This is a genomic window from Bradyrhizobium sp. CSA112, assembly GCF_029051645.1.
Classification (GTDB): Bacteria; Pseudomonadota; Alphaproteobacteria; order Rhizobiales; family Xanthobacteraceae; genus Bradyrhizobium.
Map to the genome: position 1 here is coordinate 1 of NZ_JAACFS010000006.1, position 23,746 is coordinate 23,746.

Consider the following 23,746-nt stretch of genomic DNA (forward strand, 5'->3'; position numbering starts at 1 on the left):
GCTCGCGCAGATCAAGTTTCTCGACGTAAGCCCAGATCACCCGGACCGGATGATCGGCGGCCACCAGCGCCTCCAGATCGACTGCCCGAAGCTCGATCTGATCGCGTACCGGTTCCCGCATCCGTGGTTGTCCCGGATCGGTCACCCGCCCATCTGTTTGTATCGGTAGATCGGCAAAGAGTTCGTCGCCAGACATCGCTGCACCTCTCCGACAGTACAGCAGCAGGAATCACTCCGCGCGTGCAAATTCAATCCTAATCGTGCACAAAGATTCACACCCTCTGAGGAGGCCGCAACGCGGCCGTCTCGAAGGATGAAGGCCACAGTCGGGCCTCATGGTTCGAGACGCGCTTCGCGCTCCTCACCATGAGGAACTGGTGACGCAGTAAGACTAGGGCAGCAGCTTGTATTTTCCGTTTTCGATCTGAACCAGGATGCGCGCGCGGCTGTCGACGCCATGGCGGTCGGCCGGCGTATAGGTGTAGATGCCGTGCGCGCCGACGACATCCTTGGTCGTGAACAAAGCCTCGCGCAGCGCGTTGCGGAATGCCGGCGTCCCCGATGTCGCGCCGGATGCCTTTGCGCGTTTGGCGGCATCTGTGAATACCAGCCAGCCATCGAAGGCATAGGGTGAAAACGCATCGGCCGGCGCCTCGCCATTGGCCTTCTCATAGGCCGCACGGAAGGCGAGAACAACCTTGCGGATCGGATTGCTCTCGGGAAGCTGTTCGCCCGCCGTCACCGGGCCGGTCGGGCAGATGATGCCCTCGGCGGATTTGCCGGCAAGCCGCAGGAAGTCCGCGCTGATCATGCCGTGATTGCCATAAAGCGGGCCCTTGTAGCCACGCTCGGCCAGCGCGATCACGGGCAGTGCGCCTGGCGTTCCGGTCCCGCCCAGCATGATCGCATCGGGGCGCGCGGAAATCGCGCGTAGCACCTGTGCGGTGACCGAGTTGTCGGAGCGCGCATAGCGTTCGTTCGCGATCACCTTGATGCCGGCCGGATCAGCGCTTTGCAGCAGCGAGTTGTACATCAGGTCGCCGAAGGCGTCGGAGAAGCCGATGAACGCCACCGTCTTCACGTTGCGATTCTTCATGTGATCGACGATGCCCTGAACGAGAAGCGGCGTCGGCTGCGGCGTTTGCACCACCCACGGCCCGCCCTCCCCGGCCGGCACCGGTGCGATCGGCGAGACCGCCACCATCGGGACCTTCATCTCGATGGCCGCAGTGGCCATCGCGAGCGTCTGCGGTGCGCCTGACGTGCCGATCAGGAAGTCGACCTTTTCCTGCTCGACCAGCTTGCGGGCGTTGCGTGTCGATGCGGCCGGATCCGAGCCGTCATCGAGCTGGATGACGCGGACTTTTTCGCCATCGATCTCGCCGACATAGGCCTGGCCCGCGGCCAATCCCTTGGCGTTCGGCACGCCTATCGAGGACACCGGCCCGCTCAGGCCGGTGACGAAGCCGACGAGGATGTCGGCACGCGCCGGCGCCACCGCGCCGAGCAGGAGCGCGGCGCCGATCAACAAGGTCTTCCTGTTTTTCATGATCTCACTCGATGTGGACGAATGGGCTCAAACCTGCCCTGGTACCAGCGCAAGCACACGCAGCGGACTGCCGGAGCCGTTCTGGATCTTGAGCGGCGCAGCGAAGATCACTGCGCCGGTCGGCGGAAGCTGATCGAGATTGCACAGGCATTGCAGGCCGTAACGTCCGCCGCCGTGAAGGAAATGGTGCGCCGGATAGGGCGGATCGAAATGACCGGCCTGGCCGGCATCCGTTCCGATCGTCTCGGTGCCGAAGCCGATGACGCCGCGCTCCTCGACAAGCCAGCGCATCACGGCGGCATCCGGCCCCGGCGTATGTGCGCCGTCATCCTTCAGGTTGGCGTAGTCGCGCCAGCCTTTCTTCGACCAGTCGGTGCGCAACAGCACCCAGTGTCGCTCCGGAATCCGCCCGTGGCCTTTTTCCCAGGCTTCGATGACCGGGATCGTCAAAAGAAAATCCGCATCCTTTGCCGCCTGCGCCGAGCAATCGATCACGCAGGCCGGCGCGATCATGTCGCGCACCGGCAGCGTGTCGACCGCGTTGTTCGGCAGGTCCTTGCCGGTGAACCAATGGATCGGCGCGTCGAAATGCGTACCGGTATGCTCGCCAAAAGTCAGGTTGTTCCAGTACCAGGCGGGACCACTCGCGTCGTAGCGCGAAATCTGCTGGATGCGCACCGGCGCGGCCTGGCCAAACTCGGGCGGCAGCACGATAACCGGAAAGTCCGGGCTGAGCGTGAAGGTCAGATCGACGACGCGCACCGCGCCGGATGCGACTGCGCCGGCAAACTGCATGAGACCATTGCTGTCCATTGCACCTCTCCCGTTTTCAACAAGCCCGCCTACGCCCCAAGCTCGCGCTCGACCGCCTTGGGATTGGCGATAAGGCGCTGGCGAATGTCCTCGGCGACGTCGCCCACGAACACGTCTTCAAGTCCGCGCTTGAGTGCAGATACGATCGCGGCCGCGACCGCACGGGGCGCGACCTTCGGCGGCGGCACCGTCTGGAACCACTCGATATCGAGCGGCCCCGTAAACACGTTCACCACCTTGACGCCGCCGGGCCGAAGCTCCGCCCGAAGCGAGTGGGACAATGAAAGACAGGCGGCCTGCGACGCCGAATACGCGCCGAACACCGGCCAGTTCGCCAGCGCATAGACCGAGAGGATATTGACCCAGGCAGCCGCACTGTTGACGCCGTCAGATCCCCGCATCCGCATCGCCGGCCCGAACGCCTGCGCCAGCTGCACGAAGCCGAGATAGGCCTGGTCGATCTCGTCACGCACGATGCTGGTGCCCTGGCGATCGAGCAGCCCGCCGGCACGAACATGTTCGGTCGTGTTGACGAGGATATCGACCTTGCCGCCGATATCGGCCGCCAGATCGGCGACGGACTTCTCGTCGCCGATATCGAGCGGTACGATCTCGACGCCCTCCAGCGTCCTCAGCGTATCCTCGCCGTGGAATGGCTTCCACGGCTCGGCGACACCGACGAACACGATCGACGCGCCGGCCGCCTTCAGCGCGGCCACCGTTTCCTGACCGACGATGCTCCGCCCGTTCGTCACGAGAACGCGCCGGAATTTTGGATCGGCCGTCATCTCACGCCACTGCCTGTCGTCCGTCATGTTGGGGGTCTCTCGTTCGGGGTGCGCGAAGGCTACCGCCTGCCCGCTCTTGTCCAGTTGAAACGACATCACGACCGGACCGCCCTCTTCGCAGTCCGCATGCAGGTGCGCCACCAGCCTTGGCCCGCATTCCATCGCGACCAGGCCGACGCGCCATGGCGCGCGCTCGCGGAAGTGCACGTCGGCCGGGACGTGCAGCGTGGTTTCGCACAACAGCATGCCTCGCCGCGGCGCGTCCGCAAAGACGAGATCGGCGGAAAGACACGTAGGGCACGCATCGCGCGCCGGATAACAGAAGGTCCCGCAGGCGCCGCAGCGCTGCAGCATGAAGCGGCCTTCGGCGGCGGCCCGCGTAAAACCGTGCGACGCGCGGCTACGCGCGCGCGGCGGCAACGTCGGCAGCCGCGTCCGCTTTAGCGGATTCTTTCGGCGCGGTTTTGCGATCGGCTCGATCATGCGCCTGGTCCCGCAAGGATCGCCGCGCCCGAGGCGAGGCCGCGATCATAGTTGATCATTCCGAAGCCCGACGCCAACCCGATACGCGCATCCCTAACCTGCGTCGGACCGGCCTGCCCGAGCACCTGGCGCAGCGCCTCGACCACTCCGAGATAGGCGCCGCCCGCACCGGCCTGCCCGACCGAGAGCTGGCCGCCGGAGGTGTTGTGCGGGAAGCTGCCGTCGATCGTGAGATCGTGCTGCCGCACGAAGTCCGGCCCTTCGCCCTTCCGGCAGAAGCCGAGATCCTCGAACTGCATCATCGAGATGACGGGATAATCATCGTAGGTCTCGACGAAATCGAGGTCATCGGGCTTGACGCCAGCCATCGCGTAGAGCTCATCGATATCCATTGCCCATCCGCCCCGCACCTGAACGGGATCGTCGCCGAACGCATTGTGACGCTCGATCGTGGCGAGAATTTTGGCCGCAGGCAGATTCAGCGATGCGGCGACATCCTCGCTCATCACGAGGAACGCCTCCGCACCGGCACACGGCATCACGCAGTCGAACAGATGGATCGGGTCGGCGATCGGCCGCGCCGACATATACTGCTCGATCGTCAGCGGCGTTTTCATCAAGGCATTGGGATTGCGAAGTGCGTTGCTGCGCTGGGCGACGGCGATCCTGCCGAAATCCTCGCGCTTCGCGCCGAACGTCCGCATGTAATTGCGCGCGATCAGTGCAAAGCTCGCATTGGCACCGCCGGCCCCATAGGGATAGACCGCGTCCTGATTGAAGCGCGAGAAATTTTCCAGCGTGTAGCGGAAGGAATCGACATGGTTGGTGTCGCCGGCGACGCAAGCCACGATCCGGGCGTCGCCCGCTTGCACCGCCCGCGCGGCGCGGCGCAGCGCGGCAATCGCGCTCGCGCCCCCGAGCGGGATGGTGTCGAGCCATCGCACGCACAGTCCGAAATGCTGGGTGAGGCCGATGCCACTATCGAGCCCCGCCGTGAAACTCGAAACACAGAACCCGTCGATATCGCGCGGCGTGATCCCGGCACCATCGACCAGCGCCTTCAGCGCGCGGCCGATCCACCACTGTGCGCTCTCGATCGAGTAGCGCATATAGGGGATCGTCACCGGCACCGCCATCACGACCCGGTCATAAGGTGTTCGGATGGAGCTCTGCATCGGACTGCCGGATTCCTGTGAGCCGTCTAGAGCACGGTGAGTTTGACGTCGATATTGCCCCGCGTCGCGTTGGAATAAGGGCAGCGCTCATGGGCGCCGGCAACCACTTCCTCGGCGACAGATTTCTCCAGCCCGGGGAGCAGCACCTTGAGCTCGACGGTAAGCGCGTAGCCGACCGCGACCGGCCCCATGCCGACCTTGGCGGTGACGGTCGGCTCCGCCGACGGCGTGATCTTGCGCGTACGCGTCACGAGTTTCACCGCGCCAAGAAAACACGCGGCATAGCCGGCTGCAAAAAGCTGCTCCGGATTGGTGCCGGGCCCGCCCGGACCGCCCAGCGATTTCGGCAGCGAGAGCGATACCGACAGAAGACCGTCGTCGCTCGCGGCCTTGCCGTCGCGCCCACCGGTCGCTGTCACCTCGGCCTCATACAGAATCTTGTCTGGCTGCAGCATATCTCGTCCTCAAGATTTGTCGGCTTGCGTGCGCGCCACCAGCGCGCGGAAATCCTGGCGGGCGCGGTCATTGGCCAGCGCGAAGCTCGGCCCCCGGCTCGGCCCGGTGCCGTTGAGGCGCTGCAACTGCACCCACATCTCGGCGCTCTTCAGTGCAACCGCCGCGCAGTTCACCACTGGCGCGTAACCGATCTTGAAGCCATGCTCGCTCGCAATGAGCAGGCCCGGCAGCACGCCGGCCGGAATGATGACGTCGGCGCCGCGATCGACCAACGGCTGCGCGCAGGCTGCAAAGTCGCTCAGCATGCGCGTCCTCGCCGCCGCATCGCCTGCAAACGCGGCGCTGAAATCCTCGGGACGGCAACCCATGCCGGTGACGTGCACCACGCGGCCGGAAAGTCCGTAACGATCGGCCTGCTCGTAGTGCCAGACCTCGAACGCTGAATCGAGCGTGACGAGGCCGAGGCGGCGGCCGAGCTGCGAGGCCGCGAGCAGCGTGGCTTCGCCGGCGCCGATCACCGGAATCGTGAGCGCCGAACGCAGTTCGTACAATCCGGGATCCTGGAAGTGCCCCATGACATAGGCGTCGAAGCCGCTCTCCTGCGCAGCGAGCCCGTTGTCGACCGCCTGGATTGCGCAACGGAATTCGCTGAGGCGACCGAAGTCGCGATCGGCGGGCGTGATGCCCTCGACATGGACGCTGGTGCCGGGCGCCGCGATCTCGTTCAGATAGGCCGCAAGCCGCGCCATGTAGGGCGCGCTCGTAGCCTGGTCGACGAAGCTCTGCCAGAAGATGCGCACAGCGGATATCCCGTTCACAGGCGGGGCGTGCCGATCTTTGAGCCTCCGCAGTGAGAAGGCTAACGACACGCACAAGCCGTTCGTTGTGAAGGCGCGCCGAAGCGTAGCGCCATTCCATCAACCGAAATATTTCAACCACAAAATAATTTTGACGTCAATTGAACCGCGCGCGGATGCTGCTGCACACGACAAGATCGCGTTGCCGAAAGCACAGGCAAATTGCGCCTCACCCTTTTGCACAGGCGAATTCAGCTTTCGCGGCCGCACACGCCGCCGCAAACTTTTCCGCAGGGGCGCGAAACTGGCGTATTGACCTTCAGCCGATAAATACTTTAGGCTTTAAACAATTGGCAGGCACCGGAGCCTGTGCAGGCGCATGTCGCACTGGTAGTTGCGTTGATAAAGGCTCATCAATCGTGGCTGAGATTATCGACCTTGGAACAGCACGGGCTCCAGGCAGATTCGCATTCGCCGCGATTGGGCCGTGCGTTGCATCTGGCATTTCAGCTCCTGGCCACCTGCGCAGCGACGAAGTCGCGGACAAGGCCGGCGAAAGCCTCCGGCATCTGATCGGGAAGCGGCACCATGCCTCCTGAGAGCTCACGCAGGATACTGCCCTCGATCGCTCCGGCGACTTTTGGAGCCACCGGATGAACGTGCGGATCGCCCGTTGGAGCAATGACCAGCGTGGGACAATGGATGTTTCCCAGACGGTCTTCCATCCGATAGCGATTCACCACGCGATGGCCTTCCGCCGCCATCTCACCGGCCCGCAGTGCGTCGATCATGAAGCGCTGCAGCAGATCGATATCATCAGCGGGATAGAACGGCTGCCGGCGCGCCCAGAGCTCGATCAGATGGGAGCCGTCGGCACGTGCCTCCACATCGTCGATGACGCGCATGCCCTCGTGTTTGGCCCGGCGCGCCGCATCGACAAAGGGACAGGCCGAGAGCACCAGCGCGCTCACCCGCGCATGCGCCGAAGCGGCCATTTCGACCGCGATCACCGCCCCGGTGTGATGGCCCACGATCGCGGCGCGCGGCTCCTCCAACGCATCGAGCAACGCGAATGCCCCTTGTGCCCACAGTTCGATCGAAGGATCGCCGGCGGGGGAATCGGAATTCCCAAAGCCGAGCGTGTCCATCGCGATGGCGCGGAAATCGCGGCCGAGCAGCGGCAGCACGTCGCGGTATTCGTCCCACGAGCGCGGCGTCTGATGCAGCAGGAGAACGGGAAAGCCGGTTCCCGCTATGGCGACATGGATGCGCCCAAGAAGCGTCGTAACAAAGCGGCGCTCGACGTCGGAACCGGCTCTGGCAGCGCTCATTTCATAACTCCATGCGGACGCGGGGACCATGCCCGCGCCGGCTTTCGGCGGCAATTGCGGCATCGATCGTGCTGGTCCGACCTCGATCCATGCTGACATCTCGCTCAGGTCGCGGCTGTTTTCAACCAAGGGGAATGCAATGCGCAAGATGTTGAGTTTGACTGCACTCATCGGCTGCCTCGTAGCAGCCTCGACCGCACAGGCCGACATCACGGTCGGATTCGTAACGTCGCTCAGCGGACCCGGCTCCTCGATCGGCATCCCGTACGGGCGCGGCATCCAGGCCGCCATGGAATACAAGAGCGAAGTCAACGGCGAGAAAATCCGCCTGATCCAGCTCGACGACGGCTCCGATCCCTCCGCCGCAACCCGCAACGCGCGCAAGCTGATCGAGGAAGAGAAAGTCGATCTCCTGATCGGCACCGCAACCGCGCCGTCGACGATTGCGATGATGGCGGTCGCGACCGAACTGAAGGTGCCAATGATCGCCGTCTCCCCGGTGATCGGACAGCCCAACCCGGCGGACCAGTGGGGCATTTCCGTTCCGCAGCCCGCCTCGCTGCTGGTCAAGGTCGTGGCCGACCGCATGAAGCGCGATGCCATGAAGAACATCGGCTATATCGGCTTCTCCGACGCCTGGGGCGATCTCGTCTATAACGGCGCCAAGGCCGTGGAAGCCGAGGACGGCATCAAGGTACTGACCAACGAGCGCTACGCGCGCGTCGATACGTCGGTCACAGGCCAGATCCTCAAGGTTCTTGCGGTGCGCCCCGATGCCGTGCTGATCGGCGGATCGGGCACGCAGGGCGCGCTGCCGCTGCTCGCGCTCGGCGAGCGCGGCTTCAAAGGCAAGACCTACGGCACGGTCGCGCTGGTCAATCCCGATTTCGTGCGCGTCGGCGGCAAGTCCGCGGAAGGCATTCAGGTCTCCGCCGGCCCGGTCATCGTGGCCGAGCAGCTTCCCGACAGCCATTTCGCCAAGAAGCTCGCGCTCGAATTCCGCGCCGCCTTCCAGAAAGCCAACAATCTGCCGACCACGGACGGCTTCTCGGCCTACTCCTTCGACGGCTGGATGATCTTCACTTCCGCCGCGGCGCGCGCGCTGAAGACTGCGAAACCCGGCAGCGTCGAATTCCGCAAGGCGCTGCGCGACGAGATCCTCAACACCAAGGAGCTTTCGGGCGTGCACGCGGTCTACAACTTCAAGCCCGGCGCCTATCACGGCGTCGACGAGCGCGCGCTGGTGATCGTCCGCTTGAACAATGGCGCCTGGACCTACCAGCCCTGAGCGATCCCAAAGGGTAACACGGAAGGACGGCCGACGGCATGACGGCAGACATCGCAGCGATCCTTGCGATCGACGGAATAGCGACCGGGGCGGTCTACGCCCTGGTCGCGATCGGGACCGTGCTGATCTTCACCGTGACGCGGGTGATCTTCATTCCGTTCGGCGACATCGCCGCCTTCACGGCGCTGACGCTGGCAGCACTCGATGCCAAGCAGCTTCCCGGCACAGTGGGGCTGGTTGTCGTGCTGGCATGCATGGCCTGCGTGATGGAAGTCGCCTCGCTGGCGCGCACCGGCGAGCTTCGCGCGGTGCCAAAGGCCGTCCTCGGCTATCTCGTGTTGCCCCTGATCGTGGTCGGGATCGTCTGGCTGACGATGCGCTTCAATCCGCCGATGCCGGTCAGGATCGTGCTGGCGCTGCTCTTGATCATGCCGATCTCGCCGCTCTTGGACCGCATCGTGTTCCGCCCGATCGCGGACGCCTCCGTTCTGTTGTTGCTGACGGTCTCGGTCGCGCTTCATTTCGCGCTTGTCGGGCTTGGCCTGTTGTTCTTCGGTCCCGAAGGCGTCCGGACCGAACCGCTGACGTCGATGGCGATCGAGATCGCCGGCGTGCACGTTTCCGGACAGACGGTGCTGATCCTCACCGCGGCGCTGGTGTTCAGCGGCCTGTTGTTTCTGTTCTTCGACTTCACGCTGATCGGCAAGGCGCTGCGCGCGACCGCGCTGAACCGGACCGGCGCGCGGCTGATGGGCATCAGGCCTGCGCGCGCCGGAACCATCGCCTATCTCCTGGGCTCGCTGATGGCGGGCGTCTCCGGCATCCTGATCGCTCCGGTCAACACGATCTTCTACGATTCCGGATTCCTGCTCGGTCTGAAAGCTTTTGTCGGCGCCATCGTGGGCGGCATGGCCAGCTATCCCGGCGCGGCGCTCGGCGCGTTCGGCGTCGGCATAATCGAGAGCTTCGCTTCGTTCCAGAGCAGCACCTTGAAGGACGTCATCGTGTTCTCGCTGCTGATACCCGTCTTGCTCTGGCGCTCGCTTGCTTCGCAGCATTCCGAGGAGGAAGTCGAGGAATGACACTGCAGCAGATCCGCCTCATCGCTGCCGCGGCGATCGCCTGCCTCGCGGCGGCGCCCTTCGTGCTCAATCCGTTCAGCATCACCTTGCTGAACTACATCGGCATCTATGCGCTTGCCGCCATCGGACTCGCGCTGTTGACCGGCGTCGGCGGCATCGTGTCGTTCGGCCAGGCGGCCTTCGTCGGCGTCGCGGCTTACGCGACGGCGTGGGCAACAGCGCTGAACGGCTATTCGCCCTGGCTCGGATTGGTGCTTGCGGTCATCCTGACCTGCAGCATCGCGGCGATCCTCGGCTTTGTGACGCTACGCCTGGGCGGCCACTTCCTGTCACTGAGCACGGTCGCCTGGGGACTGGCGATCGCGTTCCTGTTCGGCAACATCGATGGCCTCGGTCAGCATAACGGCATCTCGGGCATTCCGCCGATCTCGATCGGCCCGGTCGCCCTGGTTGAGAGCCGGCAGATCTACTTCCTGATCTGGGCCATCGTCGTCGCGGTCCTGCTCGTCTGCTACAACCTGCTCGACTCCCGGATCGGCCGCGCGATGCGCGCGCTCCGCGGCGGCAATACCCTGGTCGAAAGCCTCGGCATCAGCGCATTCCAGATCAAGCTGGTGACATTCGTCATCGCCGCCTTCCTCGGCGCGCTGTCCGGATGGCTCTATGCCCATCTCGGCCGTTTCGTCAGCCCCGGACCATTCGAGGCCGGCATGGGCATCGAATATCTGATGATGGCGATGGTCGGCGGCGCCGGCAGTATTTTGGGCGGCGTGGTTGGTGCTGCGATCGTCACGCTTCTGAAGAATTCCGTGCAGGACTACCTGCCGCTGATCGCGAGGGGCGCCTCGGGCCAGCTCGAGATCGTAGCGTTCTCGGCGCTGTTCATTCTGTTCCTGCAACGGGCCCGTCAGGGCATCGTCCCGTTCCTCGCTGGTTTTCTCCCGGACCTTAAGCTGTCCCGCCCGCAAGCGGCGGCCCCGTTATCGCGCCGCGAGCAACCGCCGCCCGGCACGCTGCTTCTTAAAGTGAGCGAGGCGCAGCGGCGATTTGGCGGCCTTGTCGCCGTCAACAACGTCAGCTTCGACGTGAAGTCCGGCGAAATCCTGGGGCTGATCGGGCCGAACGGCGCCGGAAAGACCACGATGTTCAACCTGCTCACGGGCGCGCTGCGCGCCAACAGCGGCGAGATCACGTTCGCGGGGCGGTCGATCACCCGCGACCAGCAATTTCACATCGCCCGGTCCGGAATCTCTCGCACGTTCCAGCACGTCAAGCTACGGCCGCGCATGACGCTGCTCGACAATGTTCTGCTCGGCACCTATTCGCGCACCAGGACCGGCCTGCTGACCGGCGCCCTGCGCCTCAACCAGGCGGAAGAGGCCAGCGCGCGCTACGAAGCGCTGCAGCAGCTCGAACGGGTCGGGCTCGGCGACAAGCCATTCGAGCTCGCCGGCAACCTGCCGCTCGGCAATCAGCGCGTGCTCGAGATCGCCCGCGCTCTCGCCGCCGATCCGACGCTGCTCGTGCTCGACGAACCGGCGGCCGGCCTGCGTCGCCAGGAAAAGCTCAAGCTCGCCGAGCTGCTACGGTCGCTGCGCGCCGATCACCTGACCATTCTCCTCGTTGAGCACGACATGGAGTTCGTGATGTCGCTGGTCGACCGCATCGTCGTGCTCGATTTCGGCTCAAAGCTCTGCGAAGGCGAGCCGGCGGCGATCCGCAGTGACGCCCGCGTCCAAGAGGCTTACCTTGGAGGTGTTGCGTGACGCAGATGTTCTCGATCGAGAATGTATCGGTCGCCTACGGCAAGGTGGAAGCTGTGCGGAACGTCTCGCTTTCCGTCGAGCAAGGACAGATCGTTACCGTGATCGGGCCGAACGGCGCCGGCAAGACGACGCTTCTGATGGCGGCGATCGGGCTGCTGAAGTCCACGGGGCGGATGGTCTTTCAGGGGACCGATCTTGCGCGGATCGATGTCGAGGGCCGCGTCGAACGCGGCCTTTGCCTGGTGCCGGAAAAGCGCGAACTATTTGCCGACATGTCGGTCGCCGACAATCTGTTGCTCGGCACCTACAGCCTGCGCGATCGCTCGACGACGCGCAAAAGCCTCGATGATGTGTTCGACCGTTTCCCGCGGCTGAAGGAGCGCAGCAAGCAGGCGGCCGGCACGCTGTCGGGCGGCGAGCGGCAGATGCTGGCGCTCGGCCGCGCGCTGATGGCGAAGCCGAAACTTCTTGTGCTCGATGAACCCAGTCTCGGCCTAGCGCCGCTCATCGTCCGCGAAATCTTCCGCACCATCGCCTCGCTCCGAAGCCTCGGCGTTTCGGTCCTTCTCGTCGAGCAGAACGCCCGCGCCGCGCTCGAGACCGCAGATTTCGGCTATGTGCTGGAGACCGGCGAGATCATCCAGTCCGGTCCGGCGGAAACTCTGATCCACGATCCCAAACTGATCGCGGCCTATCTCGGCGGGCATTAGAGCGACCAAGAGCGGGACCAAAAACTACGAAAACAACCCCATGCAAAGTAGAGATGGGGCCTCGCATCATCCGAACACACCAAATCTAGCTAGGACAGCGCGCTACGCTACGGGTTCGCGCGCCAGCCCCATCGCCCGCAGCGCCGCAGCAAAGGCCGCAAGTCGCTGCTCGCGGTAGGCGGCCTGGTCGACGCCTTCATAGTTCATGAATCCATGCCCGGTCTTCATGCCGATGCGTCCTTCGCGCATGTTTGCCTCTATGATCGGCGGCGCGGCGTAACGGCTGTCGCCGAGTGCCTCGACCAGATAGCGGCTGGCGTGATGCAGGATATCTCCGCCGCCCCAGTCGATGAACTCGAGCAGGCCAAGCACCGCGAAGCGGAATCCGAAGCCATAGATCACGGCGTTGTCGATATCTTCCGCGGAGGCGACACCCTCCTCCACCATCCGGGCGGCCTCGTTCATGGCCAGCGTCTGGATTCGGGGAACGATGAAGCCCGGCCGCGCCGCGCAGACGACCGGCACCTTGCCGATGCCTTCGAGCAACGTCTTCAGTCGCGCTGTGACTTCCGGCGCGGTGAGCCGCCCCGGAGATAATTCGATCAGCGGCACGAGATACGCGGGATTGAGCCAGTGCGCATTGAGGAAACGACCAGGATGCTCGATCGTTTCTGCGAGATCGTCGACCAGTATCGTCGACGTGGTCGAAGCGATGATCGGGCCTTCGCCCGCCAGCCGCGACGCCTCGGCCAGCGCCGCTTGCTTCAGCGCGAGAACCTCCGGCATCCCCTCGAAGATGACATCGCAGCGCGGCAGCGCTGTTGCCGCCTCCTGCCGGGACACGATCGTGATCCGCTCGGCAATCGTAGCCACATGCTCTGGCGAGAGCAGGCCGATGCGCGAGAGGATTTCGAGTGTCGAACGGATTTCAGCCCGCGCCTCGATCGCGAGCGCGTCGAAAGCCGGCGCTTCGCGTTCCTTGAAGTCGACGACGACAACCTGATGACCGGCGAATGCGAACACAACCGCGATGCCGCGGCCCATTCGGCCGGCGCCAAGACATCCGATAACCGGTTTCATCGAAAGCCCTCGGCGAGATGATTTTGCAAAGCCGCCCGGTCGAAATCGCCGAGACCGAGCGAAGACAAGGTCCGGCCGGTCACCGCAAAATCCTCGCCGGTGATGGCGGAGCCGATCGCCAGGAACGCCTTGGCGAGCGGCGCTTGCAGGCCCGCGAGGCGGCCCGCCACCGATGCGAGGAACGACAGGCCGAGACGCACATCCTCCAGCATGTAGCGGTGCTCCGCGAGAATGAGGCGTTCCGACCAATCGCCTGATTCCGTGAGCTCGTCATGTGCATCGCGCGCATACATCCAGGGCTCGCCGTCCTTCGAATAATGGTCGGCAAGCGGAAAATGCGGCTTTCCATAACCAAGTGCCTCGCGGATGGCGATGCGTTCGGCATCGAGCGCGTCCGTCACGCGGCGTATCGCCGGCTGCGTTCCTTCCTTGTGAATGTCCCATTTGTCGAAATGTTCGATCGGACCGGCGTTCATGGTGATCAGCGGTGGATGAATGATCGGACCGGCATTCATCAGCGCGGCCGACAGCGCATCGCCACATGGCTCGATGGCGTTCGGAAACGCGCGTTCGATCACGCCAAGCGCGTGCGGAGCAAGACGCAATGGAAACACGCCGGTCGGCAATCGCGCGCCCCTGCCCGAAATGCGGACGGCGTAAGGACCCTGTTTGCGCGCCAGCCACGGTAGGGTCCCGGTCTCCGCGGTTGCGATCTCGGCGCGGTTGCCGGCATCCCGCGCGGCGCGGGCGAAGATGTAGGAGCCGAACGTGCCGGGCGGCAGGAACACGACCTGGCCGTCGCGCAAATGCGGCGCGGCCAGTTCTGCGATCGCTGCTTGCGCGAACGCCGGCGCCGGACACAGGACAAGATCGGCCGCGTTGATCGCCTCCGCGATCGAAGACGTGATCGTCGCGAGCCTGATATCGCGGCGGCCGGCGCGGTCGATGACGGTGATCGCGCCGCCGTGGGCACGATGCGCCTCAACATCCGCGGGATTGCGCCGCCACAGCCTGACTTCGTGACCGGCCGACGCAAGGTCGCCCGCGGCTGCGAACGAACCGTTTCCTCCACCCAACACTGCGATCTTCACGGTGTCCTCCGCTTCTCCCGCTAAACCGGTTCAGCCTTGACGTTCTTTTCCCGCCACGCCGCCCAGGTCGGTCGATCGATCTGGAATAGATCGCTGGAGCGCGCATACCAGCCACTTCCATGCATGCGGGCGATCAGACGCAGCGCTTGCGTATCGATATGACAGCGCTCCTTGTCCAGGATCACGGCATCGTCGACATGGGCGCGAACGATACGGCCGATGACGGCAGTCTGCCGTGGCCCCGTCACCAGCGAAGTGAGGACTCGGCATTCGAACGACACCGGCGATTCCGCAATGCGCGGCGGGCGCACCGCGTTCGAGGCAACCGGCGTCAATCCGGCCAGCGCCAGTTCGTCGACATCGGGCGGCGCGTCGATGCAGGTGATGTTCATGGCCTCGGCGTTGCGCTCGGCGACAAGGTTCACGACGAACTCGCCGGTATCGAGAATATTCGCCGCCGTGTCCTTGAAGCGTTCTGACCCCGCCAGAAGCCCGATCGCGACGGTGGGCGGCTCATGCCCCATCACGTTGAAGAAGCTGAAAGGCGCGGCATTGATCACGCCGCTCGCGGAGATCGTGGTGACCCATGCGATCGGCCGCGGCGTCACAGTGGCCGTCAGGATCTTGTAGCGGTTCTGCGCTTCCAGCGTCTCCATGTCGAAGATCATGTCGGCCCCTCAGATCGCCACCACCGGGTGGCGCAGCCGGCCGATGCCGGCCACTTCCGCTTCCACCACGTCGCCTGGCCACAGCCATTCCTGCGGCGAGCGGCCGGCGCCGACACCCTCGGGCGTGCCGGTCGCGATGATGTCACCGGGTTCCAGCGTCATCGCCGCCGAAATGTCCGCAATCAGATGCGGCACCTTGAACAGCATATGGCGCGTGTTGGAGCGCTGCTTCTCGACGCCGTTCACCGTCAGCCAGAGATCGAGCGCGTGCGGATCGGCGATTTCATCTGCGGTGACGATACACGGCCCGAACGGCGCGTAGGTGTCCTGCCCCTTGGAGTAGATCCATTGGCCGGCGCGGCGGTTGTCGCGGGCGCTGACATCGATCATCACGCTGTAGCCGAACACGAAGCCGAGCGCTTCCGCCTCCGGCACCCGCCGCGCGGTCCGTCCCATCACGACGGCAAGCTCGACTTCCCAGTCGAGCTGTTGCGTGATCGCCTTGTTGTGATGGATGGCTTCGTCCGGCCCGATGACGCTGGTCGGCGGCTTCGAGAAGATGATGGGCTGCTTGGGCAGGTCCTTTGCCGTGTCGAGGGCGCGGGACGATTCCGTGACATGCTCTACATAATTGAGGCCGATGCCAAAAATGTTCTTGCGCGGACGCGGGATCGGCGCGAGCAGCCTGACATTCGCCAGCGGCAATGCCGCGCCTACAGGCCAATGGTCCTCGCCCTCGTTCAATATCTTCTTGAGCGCCGCCAACGCCGGCGGCCCGAGATCGATGAAATCGAGCATCGATGACGGAAGGGAAGCTCCTGCATGCAGGCCCGCCTTCTCGACGTCCACAACGAGGTCGTCAACAACAGCGCCAAGACGAGCGGCAGCCTCAACGGTGCTGCGGTAAGTAACTAGACGCACTGCTTGTCTCCTAGGATACGAGCGGCTGCCGGCCGCCATTGTCGCCAAAAGCTTCCTCGCGATAGAACCCGAGCGCGTGCATGACCGGCAGGTCGTTGAAGGTGAAGAGGCAGGCGTCGTCGCTGGCGGAGGCGTTGACGTGCTCATGCCAGGCCCAGGACGGAACGCAGAAGATGTCGCGCTCCTTCCAGTCGAAGCGCTTGCCGTCGATGATCGAGTGGCCGCGCCCTTTCGCCACCTGATAGATGAAGCTGCCGGTGTGACGATGCGCGCGCGTGCTCTCGCCCGGCCGCAGCATCTGCATCGACGCGCCGATCGTCTGCATCACCGGACCGCCGGTCACCGGATTCACATAGTTCATGAGAACGCCGTCATACGGCGAGCCGTCGGTGGCTTTGGCGTAACGCTGCAGCGCCTCGTAGGTCGGCCCCCACTCATATTTCAGTAGCGGCGAATATCCCTTGGACCATTCGGCGCCCACCGGACGCAGGCCGGGGCTTCCCCAGGTGTGCGTCATGTCGTCGACGGGATAGCCGACGCTCTGCTGCAGGTCGGGATGAACCATGTAGAAGTTGGCTTCGAGCGCGTTGACCAGGGGAATGTCGAGGCCGTCCTGCCAGATGCAGGGCGTGCCGTCGCTGGAGACGCCGTGTTCGTGCCAGGTGCCGTTCGGCGTCAGCACGAAGTCGTTGGCGCCGAGCGTCATCTTGTGGCCGTCGACGATCGTGTAGGCGCCCTCGCCTTCCATGATGAAGCGAAGGGCGGAAGCCGAATGGGCGTGCGCGGATGCGACCTCGCCCGGATGCATGACCTGCAGGCCCGAATACAGCCAGCCGACCGCGGCGGCGTGCTCGCGCCGGCCGGGATTGTTCAGATAGACAACGCGCCGGCCGGCCTTTTCGGGCGAGACCAGTTCAACAGAGCGCAACACATGCGCGCGAAGGTCCTCGTAGCGCCACAACACCGGAATGGAGGAGGATTTGGGCTGCCAGGGCTCGATCTTGTTCGCCACCGTCCAGAGCGCGCCGGCCTCCAGCCGTTCGAGTTCGTCGTAATAGGCGAGCAGTTCAGGCGTGTCCTCGACATTGGCCCGTCCGGCCACGTCTTCCCGGTGATTCTCACGAGCTTTCGTTGACATGCCGCTCTCCTGTGAGTTAGCGCCGTGTCCGGCGTCGCGTTGTCAGTTCATCTGATCGGGTATCATCGCAATCGCTTGAATTTCGACCTTGGCGCGATCCTCGACCAGCCCCGAGACCTGTAGTGCCGTCATGGCCGGAAAGTGCCGGCCCATGACGTCGCGATAGATCACGCCGATTTCCTTCAGGCGCGCCGAATATTCCTTGCGGTCGAGCAGGAACCACGTCATCGACACGACATGCTCGGATGCGGCGCCGCCGGCGCGCAGGACGGCTGCGACGTTTCTCAACGTCTGGCCGATCTGCTCCACCAGGTCATCCGACTCGAACTTGCATTGCTCGTTCCAACCGATCTGGCCTGCGACGAAGATCATCTTGCCGCGGGCGGCAACGCCGTTCGCGTAACCGCTCGGCTTGGCCCAACCGGGCGGCTGCAAGACTTCGAACATTTCGTACTCCCGTAGCAGGGCGACCGGGCCACGCGGCTAGGCCTTCAGGACGTCGCGCCCGATGATGAGTTTCTGAACTTCGGTCGCGCCTTCATAGATGCGCAACGCGCGTATCTCGCGGTAGAGCTGCTCGACGATTTCGCCCGAACGAACGCCGCGGCCGCCGAACATCTGCACGGCGCGGTCGATCACTTCTTGCGCGGTTTCGGTTGCGACCATCTTCGCCATCGCCGCTTCACGCGTCGTGGAAGCTTTCTGTACGTCGCGCCGCCAGGCTGCGCGATAGGTGAGGAGCGCGCTGGCATCGACACCCGCGGCCATGTCTCCGAGGGCCGCCTGCGTCAATTGCTGGTCGGCCAGCACGCCGCCGAACATCCGCCTGCTACGTGCATGCACTGTTGCCTCATCCAGCGCGCGGCGGGCAAAACCAAGCGCTGCCGCTGCGACCGAGGCGCGGAAGATATCGAGAGTGCGCATCGCGATCTTGAAGCCTTCGCCCGGCGAGCCCAACAGCCGCGCGGCCGGAATCCGGCAGCCGTCGAAACGTAGCGTCGCTAGCGGATGCGGCGCCATCACATCGATACGATCGGCAATTGAAAAGCCGGGATCGTCCGGAATCACCACGAAAGCCGAAATGCCCCGCGCCCCCGGCGCCTCGCCGGTCCGAGCGAACAGCGTGTAGACGTCGGCGATGCCGCCGTTTGAAATCCAGGTCTTCTCGCCATCCAGAATATAATGATCCCCTTCGCGCCGGGCGGTGCACCCCATCGCGGCGACGTCGGAACCGGCTTCCTTTTCCGACAGCGCGAAGGCCGCGACCCACTCGCCACGCCGCGCCTTCGGCAGCACCAGCGCGCGCATTTCGGGTGAACCGGCAATCGCCACCGCGCCGGTGCCAAGTCCCTGCATCGCAAAGGCGAAATCGGCGAGCCCGCTGTGCCAGGCCAGCGTCTCGCGGGCCAGACAAATCAGCCGGGAATCGATCACCGCATCGGGCCGATCGCCCGCGACCGATGCCTCCAGCAATCCCGCGGCGCCAAGCCTACGAACCAGCGACCGGCAGGTCTCGTCGACGTCACCGCCGTGCGTATCGCCAAGATCGGCTGCAAATGCATCGAGCGCAGCTACGTATTCGCCGTGGCGGGAATCGAAGAACGGCCACCCGAGATGTTCGCGCGACGGCCCGCGCAATGGCGAAATCGGGGTCATGTCAGTCTCCCGCAAAGGCCGCTTTTGCGCACGCCGCTAAATGCAACGCGCATCAATAATGTTTCATGGCTAAAATATCCTGTCAAGCGAGCCAGCCCTCGCCCAGAACGCGACGCCTGTGCATGAAGCCTACGAAATAGGCTGCAGAATGCATTGAAATGCGCGCACGGCGTTTTGCCGCGCGCAGACCCGCAAGTTCGATTGACATCATTTTTGTTTGATGTCTAAAATTATATTCGGTCGTCCAGAGTTCCCCGCAAGGCCGAGGAGACGAGCATGGCAGAACGCTCTTTCGCGCGCGAGGTGGAAGACTTAAAGCTCGGCGCCGGCCAGGAGTTTCGCGGCGAAGGCATCCTCGCGATCACCAAGGCATTGCTCGAATGCGGCGTCAGCTATGTCGCCGGCTACCAGGGCGCGCCGATCTCGCATTTGATGGACGTGCTGTCGGATGCCCAGGATATTCTCTCCGACCTCGGCGTGCATTTCGAATCGAGCGCCAGCGAGGCAACCGCGGCGGCGACGCTTGCCGCCTCGGTGATGTACCCGATCCGAGGCGCGGTCACGTTCAAGGCGCCGGTCGGCATCAACGTCGCCTCCGACGCGCTCGCCAACCTGTCCTCGGGCGGCGTCACCGGCGGCGCGCTCGTCATCATCGGCGAGGATTACGGCGAAGGCTCCTCCATCATGCAGGAGCGTTCGCACGCCTTTGCGATGAAGTCGCAGCTCTGGCTGGTCGATCCGCGGCCCAACGTGGCGTCGATCGTCAAGGCCGTGCACGATTCCTTCGAGCTATCCGAGGCGTCGAATACGCCTGTGATGCTGGAGGTGCGGATCCGCGCCTGCCATGTCCATGGCCGCTTCGCCACCCGCGACAACGTCCGCCCCGCCTTTCCGCTGGCCCGCGCGCTCGATCAGCCGTCGCGCGACACTAACCGCATCGTGCTGCCGCCGGCCTCGTTCCTGCACGAGAAGGAAAAGGTCGAGCGCCGCTGGCCTGCGGCGGTCGAATTCATTCATGCGCGCGGCATGAACGAGACGTTCGACGGCGATATTGATGATATCGGCATCATCATGCAGGGCGGCATGTACAACGGCGTCATCACCGCGCTGCGCGAGGCAGGACTTGCCGATATCTGGGGCGAGACGCGCATCCCGCTCTATGTGATGAACGTGACCTACCCGATCGTCGACCGCGAGGTGATCGACTTCTGCCGGACTAAGAAGGCAGTGCTGATGGTCGAGGAGGGACAGCCCGAGTTCATCGAGCAGGCGCTGCACAAAATCCTGCGCAATGCGGATATCCCGGCCAAGCTGCACGGCAAGGACCTGTTTCCAATGGCCGGCGAGTACACCGCGCAGGTCATGGGCGAAGCGATCGGCGCCTTCATCCGCCGCTGGCGATCCGACGCGCTGCCCGATTCCGCCCGTGCGCCGAACATCGACCGCGTCGAGGTCGACGACAAGATCCGCGCGTTGGCCGACGTCGTGCCGCCGCGCCCGCCGGGTTTCTGCACCGGCTGTCCGGAGCGGCCGATCTTTTCCGCGATGAAGCTGGTGGAGAAGGAGCTCGGCCCGCATCACATCGCGGCCGATATCGGCTGCCACCTGTTTTCGATCCTGCCGCCGTTCAACATCGGCGCCACCACAATGGGCTATGGGCTCGGCCCGGCGTCGGCTTCCGCCTTCAACGTTCCGGCGGGAAAGCGCTCGATCTCGATGATGGGCGACGGCGGCTTCTGGCATAACGGGCTGACCAGCGGCGTCGGCAACGCCGTCTTCAACCAACACGACGGCGTGATCGTCGTGGTCGACAATTATTATTCCGCTGCGACCGGCGGCCAGGACATACCCTCCTCGCGCGCCGACAATCGGTCGCGGTCGACCAAGCATCCGATCGTGGAAGCGGTAAAGGGCGTCGGCGCCAAATGGGTGCGCCAGATCGACCGCACCTACGACGTCACGCGCATGCGCGACACGCTGCGCGAGGCGCTGACGACGGAGGAGAAAGGCCCGAAGATCATCGTCGCCTCGTCGGAATGCATGTTGAACAAGCAGCGGCGCGTGAAGCCGCAGGTGGCGGCTGCCGCCAAGCGCGGCGAGCGCATCGTGCGCGAGCGCTTCGGCGTCGATGAAGACGTTTGTTCCGGCGACCATGCCTGCATCCGCCTGTCGGGCTGCCCTTCGCTGTCGGTGAAACCGACAACCGACCCGCTGAAGGACAACCCGGTCGCGGCCGTCGACAATACTTGTGTCGGCTGCGGCCATTGCGGCGAGGTCGCGGATGCCGCCGTCTTGTGTCCTTCCTTCTATCGCGCCGACGTCGTTTCCAATCCGAGCGCGTTCGAAGCGCGGCTCGACCGCATCTGGCGACGGCTGATCGGCGCGTTGCAGCGCCGGCGGGCGGGACGGCGGATCATGTTTGAGCAGGAGGCGGCATGAACGTCTCGCTCGCGCCCTCCTCCATCGCGCTCAGTCAGGCGCGACCGATCACCGTCGCAGTGCTCGCGATGGGCGGCCAGGGCGGCGGCGTGCTGGTCGACTGGATCGTGGCGCTGGCCGAGCGGCGCGGCTGGTTCGCGCAATCGACCTCGGTGCCCGGCGTCGCCCAGCGCACCGGTGCCACGATCTACTACATCGAGATGATCGCGCCCGATGCCAGCAAGCCCGGCCGTCATCCCGTGCTGTCGCTGATGCCGGCGCCGGGCAAGGTCGACATCGTGATTGGCGCCGAATTGATGGAAGCTGGCCGGGCCATCCTGCGCGGGCTGGTCTCGCCTGATCGCACGCTGCTGATAGGGTCGTCCCACCGCTCATTGGCCGTGATCGAGAAGACCGCGCCCGGCGACGGCACCGCCGACGCGGCGCAGGTCTTTGATGCGGCGAACGTCGCGGCCAACCGCTTCATCGCGTTCGACATGGCCGAGATTGCGGATGCCACCGGCAGCGTGGTTTCCGCTGTCCTTTTCGGCGCGCTCGCGGGCTCCGGCGCCCTGCCCTTTGCCAGCGAGGATTTTGAAGCCACGATCCGGGTGGCGGGCGTCGGCGTCGATGCCAGCTTGCGCGCCTTCACCGCCGGCCGCGAGCGGGCAGTCGCCGAGCTCAAGCAGGATCCAAAGATCAAGCCGGCGGCGAAGCCGCCGCTTGCCAAACGCTTTCCGCGCCTCGAGCCGATCGGCCACGCCGATTACGACGCACTGGTCGCGCGGGCTCGGCTATTGCCGGAAGAACTGCACGGCATCATCGCCGCCGGCCTGCAGCGCGTCGTCGATTTTCAGGACGTCACCTACGGCAGCGAATATCTCGACCGGCTGGAAGCGATGCCGCGTGAAACGACCGGCCTGCTGCATTCCTTTGCCAAGTATCTCGCGATTGCGATGGCCTATGACGACGTCATTCGCGTCGCGGACCTCAAGACGCGCGCGGGGCGATTCGACCGGGTGCGCCGCGAGGTGCGGGCCAGTGACGAACAGGTTCTCGCGATCACCGAATTTTTCCATCCGCGGATCGAGGAAATGGCGGGACTCTTGCCGCCGCGTCTCGGTGAAAAGGTCGAGCGCAGCGAGCGGCTCGCCCGGCTTATTGATCGCGGACGGAAACTGCGCACCACTGCGCCGTCGTCGTTCCTGCTGCTGTACTGCGTGGCAGGCTTGCGGCGATTCCGTCGCGGCACCCTGCGGCATGCTCGCGAGATGCGCCATCTCGACGATTGGGCGCAGCGTGTCAGAAAATTCGCCGCTGATGATCCCGCGCTCGCGACCGCCGTGTGCGAGGCGCGCCGTCTCGTCGGCGGCTATTCGGACACGCATTCCCGCGGCGAATCGAAGTTCGACAAGGTCATGCAGGCGTCCGAGCGCCTGGCCGGCCGGCCGGACGCCGCCGAATGGGTGCAGCGGCTGATCAAGGTGGCGCTCAAGGACGCCGATGGCACTGAGCTCGACGGCGCGCTGCGCACCGTCGAGACCCTGTTCGAGGACGCCTGAGGATGGACCAGTTCGAAGTCGTGGTGTCGAAGGCCGAGGCGGTCACGCCGCGCATCCGCGAATTCGTGCTGGCTCGCCCCAACGGCGCGCCGATGCCGGGTTGGGCCGCGGGCGCCCATATCGACGTCCATCTGCCCGATGTCGGCCGGCGCTCCTATTCGCTGATCGAGACGAATTCACCGCGCGCGGCCGCCGAACATCCGGCCGCCTATCGCATCGCCGTGCTGCAGGAAAGCAAGAGCCACGGCGGCTCCAGCTATATGCACGGTCTCAAGACCGGCGATCGCCTGACGATCTCGCCGCCGGCGAACAATTTTCCGCTTCGCGCCGGCGCAGGCGAAGTCGCGCTCGTCGCGGGCGGCATCGGCGTGACGCCGCTGCTCACGATGGCCTGCGAACTCTGCGCGGGGAAGCGGCCGTTCTCGTTCTACTACGCCGGCCGCAGCCGCAGCGAACTCGCTTTCCTCGGCGACATCGAGCGGCTGACCAGCGCAAGCGCGGCCATCCACGCCGACGACGAGGTCGGCCGCTTCTTCGACCTCGAGGCCCTGATGACGCGGCTCGCGCCGGAAGTGCCGCTCTATCTTTGCGGACCACTGCCGATGATCGAAGCAGCCATCGCGCTGGCGAAGCGGCTGAACTGGCCGCAGGGACGGCTGCATTTCGAAATCTTCACTGCGCCCGAGGAGAAGTCCGGAGACTCCGCCTTCGAGGTCGAACTCAAGAGCAGCGGGCGCATTTATGAAATTCCCGCCGGCAAGACTATCCTGGACGTACTGCTCGAGGCCGGCGAAGACCCAATGCACGACTGCAAGCGAGGCGATTGTGGGATCTGCCAGACCACGGTGATCTCGGGCATTCCCGATCATCGCGACTACATCTTGAGCGAAAGCGAGAGGGCGTCGAACAAGGTGATGCAGATCTGTGTTTCGCGCGCGAAAACCAAGAGACTCGTGCTCGACCTGTGATGGAGG

At 64.7% G+C, this 23,746-nt stretch carries 21 protein-coding genes and 1 pseudogene; 7 read left to right on the forward strand and 15 right to left on the reverse strand.

The genetic code is table 11. The annotated features are described in order from the left end of the window. The 8 genes and pseudogenes from GWE18_RS14170 to GWE18_RS14205 form a co-directional block, all read right to left on the reverse strand. Positions 1-196 (reverse strand): annotated as a pseudogene (locus GWE18_RS14170) (IS5/IS1182 family transposase); the annotation flags it as partial. 195 nt (positions 197-391) lie between these two features. After that, entirely contained in the window at positions 392-1,549 is a 1,158-nt protein-coding gene (locus tag GWE18_RS14175; RefSeq protein ID WP_275186349.1) for an ABC transporter substrate-binding protein, read from the reverse strand. Positions 1,550-1,576: 27 nt separating this feature from the next. Beyond that, positions 1,577-2,362 carry a cyclase family protein gene (locus GWE18_RS14180; protein WP_275186350.1) on the reverse strand — a complete coding sequence of 262 codons (786 nt, stop codon included), beginning with the start codon at positions 2,360-2,362 and terminating at the stop codon, positions 1,577-1,579. Between the two features lie 29 nt (positions 2,363-2,391). Beyond that, complete coding sequence (locus GWE18_RS14185) at positions 2,392-3,633, reverse strand: SDR family NAD(P)-dependent oxidoreductase (RefSeq protein ID WP_275186351.1); 1,242 nt, start codon at positions 3,631-3,633, stop codon at positions 2,392-2,394. Next, positions 3,630-4,808, reverse strand: coding sequence for a thiolase family protein (locus tag GWE18_RS14190; RefSeq protein WP_275186352.1), 1,179 nt, complete (start codon positions 4,806-4,808; stop codon positions 3,630-3,632). The genes GWE18_RS14185 and GWE18_RS14190 overlap by 4 nt, the downstream gene beginning before the upstream one ends. Before the next feature lie 26 nt (positions 4,809-4,834). After that, on the reverse strand, positions 4,835-5,263 hold the full coding sequence (locus GWE18_RS14195; protein WP_275186353.1) for an organic hydroperoxide resistance protein: 429 nt from the start codon (positions 5,261-5,263) through the stop codon (positions 4,835-4,837). Between the two features lie 9 nt (positions 5,264-5,272). Then, complete coding sequence (locus tag GWE18_RS14200) at positions 5,273-6,064, reverse strand: aspartate/glutamate racemase family protein (RefSeq protein WP_275186354.1); 792 nt, start codon at positions 6,062-6,064, stop codon at positions 5,273-5,275. Between the two features lie 503 nt (positions 6,065-6,567). Further along, positions 6,568-7,392: an alpha/beta fold hydrolase gene (locus tag GWE18_RS14205; RefSeq protein ID WP_275186355.1), complete on the reverse strand. Its 825-nt coding sequence runs from the start codon at positions 7,390-7,392 to the stop codon at positions 6,568-6,570. A gap of 139 nt (positions 7,393-7,531) precedes the next feature. On the opposite strand from GWE18_RS14205, the gene GWE18_RS14210 reads away from it, so the two are divergent. Genes GWE18_RS14210 through GWE18_RS14225 form a run of 4 tightly spaced genes read left to right on the forward strand, consistent with a single transcriptional unit; the run spans position 7,532 to position 12,238 of the window. After that, positions 7,532-8,680 carry an ABC transporter substrate-binding protein gene (locus GWE18_RS14210; RefSeq protein WP_275186578.1) on the forward strand — a complete coding sequence of 383 codons (1,149 nt, stop codon included), beginning with the start codon at positions 7,532-7,534 and terminating at the stop codon, positions 8,678-8,680. Positions 8,681-8,718: 38 nt separating this feature from the next. After that, positions 8,719-9,762, forward strand: coding sequence for a branched-chain amino acid ABC transporter permease (locus GWE18_RS14215; protein ID WP_275186356.1), 1,044 nt, complete (start codon positions 8,719-8,721; stop codon positions 9,760-9,762). After that, positions 9,759-11,528: a branched-chain amino acid ABC transporter ATP-binding protein/permease gene (locus GWE18_RS14220; protein WP_275186357.1), complete on the forward strand. Its 1,770-nt coding sequence runs from the start codon at positions 9,759-9,761 to the stop codon at positions 11,526-11,528. The genes GWE18_RS14215 and GWE18_RS14220 overlap by 4 nt, the downstream gene beginning before the upstream one ends. Next, on the forward strand, positions 11,525-12,238 hold the full coding sequence (locus tag GWE18_RS14225; RefSeq protein ID WP_275186358.1) for an ABC transporter ATP-binding protein: 714 nt from the start codon (positions 11,525-11,527) through the stop codon (positions 12,236-12,238). Before GWE18_RS14220 ends, GWE18_RS14225 begins: the two co-directional genes overlap by 4 nt. A gap of 102 nt (positions 12,239-12,340) precedes the next feature. Here GWE18_RS14225 and GWE18_RS14230 read toward each other — a convergent pair whose 3' ends face one another. Genes GWE18_RS14230 through GWE18_RS14260 form a run of 7 tightly spaced genes read right to left on the reverse strand, consistent with a single transcriptional unit; the run spans position 12,341 to position 18,792 of the window. After that, positions 12,341-13,318: a 3-hydroxybutyryl-CoA dehydrogenase gene (locus tag GWE18_RS14230; protein ID WP_275186359.1), complete on the reverse strand. Its 978-nt coding sequence runs from the start codon at positions 13,316-13,318 to the stop codon at positions 12,341-12,343. Further along, positions 13,315-14,409, reverse strand: a complete 1,095-nt coding sequence (locus GWE18_RS14235; RefSeq protein WP_275186360.1) for an NAD/NADP-dependent octopine/nopaline dehydrogenase family protein — start codon at positions 14,407-14,409, stop codon at positions 13,315-13,317. The genes GWE18_RS14230 and GWE18_RS14235 overlap by 4 nt, the downstream gene beginning before the upstream one ends. Before the next feature lie 20 nt (positions 14,410-14,429). After that, positions 14,430-15,077 carry a flavin reductase family protein gene (locus tag GWE18_RS14240; RefSeq protein WP_275186361.1) on the reverse strand — a complete coding sequence of 216 codons (648 nt, stop codon included), beginning with the start codon at positions 15,075-15,077 and terminating at the stop codon, positions 14,430-14,432. Between the two features lie 9 nt (positions 15,078-15,086). After that, positions 15,087-15,998, reverse strand: a complete 912-nt coding sequence (locus GWE18_RS14245) for a fumarylacetoacetate hydrolase family protein (RefSeq protein WP_275186362.1) — start codon at positions 15,996-15,998, stop codon at positions 15,087-15,089. Positions 15,999-16,008: 10 nt separating this feature from the next. Continuing rightward, on the reverse strand, positions 16,009-17,136 hold the full coding sequence (locus GWE18_RS14250; RefSeq protein WP_275186363.1) for a cupin domain-containing protein: 1,128 nt from the start codon (positions 17,134-17,136) through the stop codon (positions 16,009-16,011). A 42-nt stretch (positions 17,137-17,178) separates the two neighbouring features. Beyond that, entirely contained in the window at positions 17,179-17,583 is a 405-nt protein-coding gene (locus GWE18_RS14255; protein WP_275186364.1) for a RidA family protein, read from the reverse strand. 36 nt (positions 17,584-17,619) lie between these two features. After that, entirely contained in the window at positions 17,620-18,792 is a 1,173-nt protein-coding gene (locus tag GWE18_RS14260; protein WP_275186365.1) for an acyl-CoA dehydrogenase family protein, read from the reverse strand. A 276-nt stretch (positions 18,793-19,068) separates the two neighbouring features. On the opposite strand from GWE18_RS14260, the gene GWE18_RS14265 reads away from it, so the two are divergent. From GWE18_RS14265 to GWE18_RS14275, 3 genes are read left to right on the forward strand one after another with little or no spacing between them, the layout of a single operon-like run. Beyond that, the gene (locus GWE18_RS14265; protein ID WP_275186366.1) at positions 19,069-21,231 is read left to right on the forward strand and encodes an indolepyruvate ferredoxin oxidoreductase subunit alpha; all 2,163 of its coding nucleotides are present in this window, start codon (positions 19,069-19,071) and stop codon (positions 21,229-21,231) included. After that, the gene (locus GWE18_RS14270) at positions 21,228-22,772 is read left to right on the forward strand and encodes an indolepyruvate oxidoreductase subunit beta family protein (RefSeq protein WP_275186367.1); all 1,545 of its coding nucleotides are present in this window, start codon (positions 21,228-21,230) and stop codon (positions 22,770-22,772) included. The genes GWE18_RS14265 and GWE18_RS14270 overlap by 4 nt, the downstream gene beginning before the upstream one ends. Before the next feature lie 2 nt (positions 22,773-22,774). Beyond that, entirely contained in the window at positions 22,775-23,740 is a 966-nt protein-coding gene (locus GWE18_RS14275; RefSeq protein ID WP_275186368.1) for a PDR/VanB family oxidoreductase, read from the forward strand. Positions 23,741-23,746 lie beyond the last annotated feature (6 nt).